General features: G+C 71.3%; 3 protein-coding genes, 1 pseudogene and 1 riboswitch. All 4 genes and pseudogenes read left to right on the top strand.

The window, feature by feature from the left end; translation table 11 throughout:
• On the top strand, positions 1–1086 hold a 1086-nt coding region (gene aceA, locus ABZ471_RS47475; RefSeq protein ID WP_359075371.1), incomplete at its 5' end, for an isocitrate lyase.
• Positions 1087–1168: 82 nt separating this feature from the next.
• Positions 1169–2767 (top strand): malate synthase A, encoded by a 1599-nt coding sequence (gene aceB / locus ABZ471_RS47470; RefSeq protein WP_359075370.1) that lies wholly within the window; start codon positions 1169–1171, stop codon positions 2765–2767.
• Positions 2764–3633, top strand: a complete 870-nt coding sequence (locus ABZ471_RS47465) for a 3-hydroxybutyryl-CoA dehydrogenase (RefSeq protein ID WP_359075369.1) — start codon at positions 2764–2766, stop codon at positions 3631–3633. The genes aceB and ABZ471_RS47465 overlap by 4 nt, the downstream gene beginning before the upstream one ends.
• Before the next feature lie 190 nt (positions 3634–3823).
• Positions 3824–4044: riboswitch (cobalamin riboswitch) on the top strand.
• Between the two features lie 152 nt (positions 4045–4196).
• Positions 4197–5623 (top strand): annotated as a pseudogene (locus ABZ471_RS47460) (5-methyltetrahydropteroyltriglutamate--homocysteine S-methyltransferase); the annotation flags it as partial.

Raw genomic sequence — 5623 nt, 5'->3', positions numbered from 1 at the left:
CCCGCCACCACGTCGGGGACGAGCCCTTCGCCGTCCTGCTCGGCGGCCGGGCTCCAGGCCATCTACCTGTCCGGCTGGCAGGTCGCCGCCGACGCCAACCAGGCCGGGCACACCTACCCCGACCAGAGCCTGTACCCCGCCAACTCGGTTCCGCAGGTGGTCCGTCGGATCAACAACGCGCTGCTGCGCGCCGACCAGATCGCCACCGCCGAGAACGCCGGCGACACGACCGACTGGCTCGCCCCGATCGTCGCCGACGCGGAGGCCGGCTTCGGCGGCCCGCTGAACGCCTTCGAGCTGACCAAGGGGATGATCGCGGCGGGCGCGGCCGGCATCCACTACGAGGATCAGCTCGCCTCTGAGAAGAAGTGCGGCCACCTCGGCGGCAAGGTCCTGGTGCCGACCTCGCAGCACATCCGCACCCTGAACGCGGCCCGGCTCGCCGCCGACATCGCCGACACGCCCACCGTCATCATCGCCCGTACCGACGCCCTCGCCGCCAACCTGCTGACCAGCGACGTCGACGAGCGCGACGCCGAGTTCGTCACCGGCGAGCGCACCGCCGAGGGCTTCTACCGGGTGCGGGGCGGCATGGCCCCGGTCATCGCCCGCGGCCTGGCCTACGCCCCGTACGCCGACCTGATCTGGGTCGAGACCGGTACGCCCGACCTGGCTCAGGCCCGCGAGTTCGCCGAGGCGATCCACGCGCAGTACCCGGACCAGATGCTCGCCTACAACTGCTCGCCGTCCTTCAACTGGAAGGCGGCGCTGGACGACGACCAGATCGCCAAGTTCCAGCGTGAACTCGGGGCGATGGGCTACAAGTTCCAATTCATCACGCTGGCCGGTTTCCACTCCCTCAACCACGGCATGTTCGACCTCGCCCGCGGCTACGCCGAGCACGGCATGACCGCCTACGTCGACCTGCAGGAGAAGGAGTTCGCCGCGCAGGCCCACGGCTTCACGGCCGTCAAGCACCAGCGGGAGGTCGGCACCGGCTACTTCGACCTCGTCTCCACCGCCGTCAACCCCGCCTCCTCCACCACCGCGCTGGCCGGCTCCACCGAGGAAGAGCAGTTCCACTAGGCCACCAGGCCACACTGACCGAGCGGAGGGGCCGGGCGACCGTCCCCGTCCCCCCTCCGCTCCCACCGCTCAGGAGAAGCCGATGTCCACCACCGCACTGACTCACCATGTCCGCGTCCTCGCCGCCGCCGGCCACCGGCACGACGAGATCCTCACGCCCGCCGCTCTGGACTTCGTCGGCCGGCTGGCCGCCGCTTTCGGGGAGCGTCGCCGGGAACTCCTCAAGGAGCGCCGCCGGCAGGTCCTGCGACTGGCATCGGGCTCCCCGCTCGACTTCCCCATGGTGACCTCCGCCGTGCGCTCCGACCTGTCCTGGCGCGTCGCACCGCCCGCCCCGGGCCTGACCGACCGCCGCGTGGAGATCACCGGCCCGCCGGACCGCCGTATGACGGTCAACGCCCTCAACTCCGGTGCCCGGGTGTGGATGGCCGACTTCGAGGACGCCACCGCCCCTCTCTGGGACAACGTGATCGGCGGGCAGCTCAACCTGCTCGACGCCATCGAGCGGCGCATCGACTTCACGACCGACGAGGGCAAGGAGTACCGCCTCGCGGACCGGGAAAAGCTCGCCACCATCATGGTCCGCCCGCGCGGCTGGCACCTGGACGAGGAGCACCTGGAGTTCGACGGCCGTCCGGTGCCCGCCGCGCTCGTCGACTTCGGCCTGTACTTCTTCCACTGCGCGCAGCGTCAGATCGACGCCGGGTACGGCCCGTACTTCTACCTCCCGAAGCTGGAGAACCGCTACGAGGCCCGCCTGTGGAACGACGTCTTCGTCACCGCCCAGGAACTCCTCGGCATCCCCCGGGGCACGATCCGCGCCACCGTGCTCATCGAGACGATCACCGCCGCGTTCGAGATGGAGGAGATCCTCTACGAGCTGCGCGAGCACAGCGCCGGTCTCAACGCAGGCCGCTGGGACTACCTGTTCAGCCTCATCAAGACCTTCGGCCACCGTACCGACTTCCTGCTGCCCGACCGTGCCAAGGTCACGATGACCGCCCCCTTCATGCGCGCCTACACCGAACTGCTCGTGCGCACCTGCCACCGGCGCGACGCCCACGCCATCGGCGGCATGGCCGCACAGGTGCCCGGCAAGGACCCGGCGGCGAACGAGGCCTCGCTCGCCAAGGTCCGGCTGGACAAGGAACGGGAGGCCGAAGACGGGTTCGACGGCTCCTGGGTCGCCCACCCCGGCCTCGTCCCCGTCTGCAGCGAGGTCTTCGACAGCGTTCTCGGCGAACGGCCGCACCAGCTCGACCGCACCCGGGACGACGTGGAGGTGACGGCGGCGGACCTGCTGTCGGTGCGACGGATCAGCGGGCCGCCGTCCCCCGAGGGCGTGCGCACCAACATCGCCGTCGCGCTGCGCTACTTCGCCGCCTGGTTGCGCGGGCAGGGCGCGGTCGCCCTTTACGGCCTCATGGAGGACGCGGCCACCGCCGAGATCGCCCGCGTCCAGGTCTGGCAGTGGCTGCGGCACCGGGTGATCGACCGCGAGACGGTCCTGCGGCTGCTCGACGACGAGGTCGTCGCACTCGGCGCCGAGTACCCGTGGGCGCCGGTCGACGAGATCCGAGACCTCTTCGAACGGACCGCGCTGACGGGCGAGTTGCCGCAGTTCTTCACCCCGGACGCCTACACCCGGCACCTCGTGCGGCGGTCGGAGGCGGGGGCATGAGCCGTGACATCCGGCGGGTCGGCGTAGTCGGCGGCGGTCAGATGGGCGCCGGAATCGCCGAGGTGTGCGCGCGGGCCGGCCTGGACACCGTGGTCTGCGAGGTGGACGCCGTCGCGGCCCGCGCCGCCCGGGACCGAGTGGCGGCATCGCTGGAGCGCGCGGTACGACGGGGCAAGCTGGAACAGGCCGCCGCGCGGGACGCGTTCGCCCGCATGGTGTTCACCGGCAGCCTGGAGGACCTGGCCGACCGCCAACTCGTCGTCGAGGCCGTCGTGGAGAACCCGGACGCCAAGACCGAGGTGTTCGCCGCCCTCGACAAGATCGTCGAGGACCCGGAAGCCGTGCTGACCACCAACACCTCCTCCCTTCCGGTGATGCGCCTCGGCATGTCGACCGGCCGCGCCGACCGGGTCGTGGGACTGCACTTCTTCAACCCGGTCCCTGTGCTGCCCCTGGTGGAGGTCGTGACGTCCCTGCACACGTCGCCGTCGACGATCACCGCCGTCGAGGACTTCGCGACCCGGACGCTGGGCAAAACAGTGATCCACTCCCACGACCGGGCGGGCTTTGTCGTCAACGCCCTGCTGATCCCGTATCTCCTCTCGGCAGTCCGCATGGCCGAGTCCGGATTCGCCTCGGCCGCCGATATCGACACCGGGATGGAACTCGGCTGCGCCCACCCCATGGGCCCGCTGAAACTCGCCGACCTGATCGGCCTGGACACCGTCGCTTCGATCGCGGAGTCGCTCTACGACGAGTTCAAGGAACCCCTGTACGCCCCTCCCCCGCTGCTCCAGCGGATGGTGGAGGCGGGACTGCTCGGGCGCAAGGCCGGACGGGGGTTCCACACCTACGACCAGGGCTGAGGACCTGGTACAGCGCGGGCTGAGGGGCCCGCACCCGCCGCCGGGGTGAGGGTCCCGGACGGCGTCACAGGGGAAGGGCGGGAAGCGCATGTGCGGCGCTTCCCGCCCTGTCGCGTGCCCGGGCCACCGGGTGTCCCACCTCACCATCCGGATGACGGATGTCCTGCACCCCTCCGAGGCGCCACCCCGTAAGCTGATCCGTGCAGCTGGTTCGTCCCGTCCGCCAGGCGGGATGTCGTAAGAGGGAACCCGGTGGGAATCCGGGACTGCCCCGCAGCGGTGAGCGGGAACGACCGCCGTCATTCGCACTGGGCCCGAGGTACCGGGCTTGGGAAGCGACGGCCAGTAGGTGTCTCGTACGACGAGACGTGCCCGCGAGTCCGAAGACCTGCCACCTGCCCGCGTGCGAACCACTCGTGCGCGGACATCCCGGTGACCTCGAGGGCGGGTCGGCGTACACACCGAACGGACGGCTCCTGGCCGCTGCCGTCCGGTGCGTCAACCCTTCGCGCTCTCGTCCCGTCCCCGGGATCTCAGGGATTCATCTCGCGAAGGAGATCTCCGTGACCACCAAGTCCGCAGCCGCGGCAGCACGGGCCACCTTGTACGGCTACCCTCGCCAGGGCCCGAACCGGGAACTGAAGAAGGCGATCGAGGGTTACTGGAAGGGCCGCGTGAGCGCCGACGCCCTCCGCTCCACCGCCGCCGAACTGCGCGCCGCCAACTGGCAGCAGCTCGCCGATGCCGGCATCCACGAGGTGCCGACCGGTGACTTCTCCTCCTACGACCACGTCCTGGACACCACCGTCGCTCTCGGCGCGGTCCCCGACCGCCACCGCGCCGCCGTCGAGGCCGACGCCCTGGCCGGCTACTTCGCCATGGCCCGCGGCACCCAGGACGTCGCGCCGCTGGAGATGACCAAGTGGTTCGACACCAACTACCACTATCTGGTGCCCGAGCTGGGCCCCGACACCGTCTTCACCGCCGACTCCGGCAAGCAGGTCACGGAGCTGAAGGAGGCCCTCGCCCTGGGCCTGACCGCCCGTCCCGTCCTGGTCGGCCCCGTCACGTACCTGCTGCTCGCCAAGCCCGCACCCGGCGTGGCCGCGGACTTCGACCCGCTCACTCTCCTGGACCGCCTGCTGCCGGTGTACGCGGAGATCCTGGCCGACCTGCGCGCAGCCGGCGCGGAGTGGATCCAGCTGGACGAGCCAGCCCTCGTCCAGGACCGCACCCCGGCCGAGCTGAACGCCGCCGAGCGCGCCTACCGCGGCCTCGGTGCCCTCACCGACCGGCCCAAGCTGCTCGTCGCCTCGTACTTCGACCGGCTCGGCGAGGCCCTGCCCGTGCTGGCCAAGGCGCCGATCGAGGGCCTCGCCATCGACTTCACCGAGTCCGCGGCCGGCAATCTGGAGGCCCTGGCCGCCGTCGGCGGACTGCCCGGCAAGCGCCTGGTCGCCGGTGTCGTCAACGGCCGCAACATCTGGGTCAACGACCTGTCGGCGTCGCTCGCCACTCTCGGCACCCTGCTGGGCCTGGCCGACCGGGTCGACGTCGCGGCCTCCTGCTCCCTCCTGCACGTCCCCCTCGACGCCTCGGCGGAGCGGGACATCGAGCCGCAGATCCTGCGCTGGCTGGCCTTCGCGCAGCAGAAGACGCGGGAGATCGTCACCCTCGCCAAGGGCCTCGCCCAGGGCACCGACACGATCACCGCCGAACTCGCCGCCAACCGCGCCGACCTGGCCTCCCGCGCCGGCTCCCCCATCACCCACGACCCGGCCGTGCGATCCCGCGCCGCCGCCGTCACCCAGGCCGACACGCGCCGGTCCCAGCCCTATGCCGAGCGGACCGCCGCCCAACGCGCCCACCTCGGCCTGCCGCTGCTGCCGACCACCACCATCGGCTCCTTCCCGCAGACCGGCGAACTGCGCACCGCACGCGCCGACCTGCGCGCCGGCCGGATCGACGCCGCCGGTTACGAGGAGCGCAT

This window comes from Streptomyces sp. NPDC005728, from assembly GCF_040630895.1.
Taxonomy (GTDB): domain Bacteria; phylum Actinomycetota; class Actinomycetes; order Streptomycetales; family Streptomycetaceae; genus Streptomyces.
Note: the sequence above shows the minus strand (reverse complement) of the source record. Positions and strands in the feature narration are given on the sequence as shown.

Excerpts from the sequence above, each read along its gene's own strand:
- ABZ471_RS47465 (WP_359075369.1), top strand. The coding sequence starts at position 2,764 with ATGAGCCGTGACATCCGGCGGGTCGGCGTAGTCGGCGGCGGTCAGATG.
- aceB (WP_359075370.1), top strand. The coding sequence starts at position 1,169 with ATGTCCACCACCGCACTGACTCACCATGTCCGCGTCCTCGCCGCCGCC.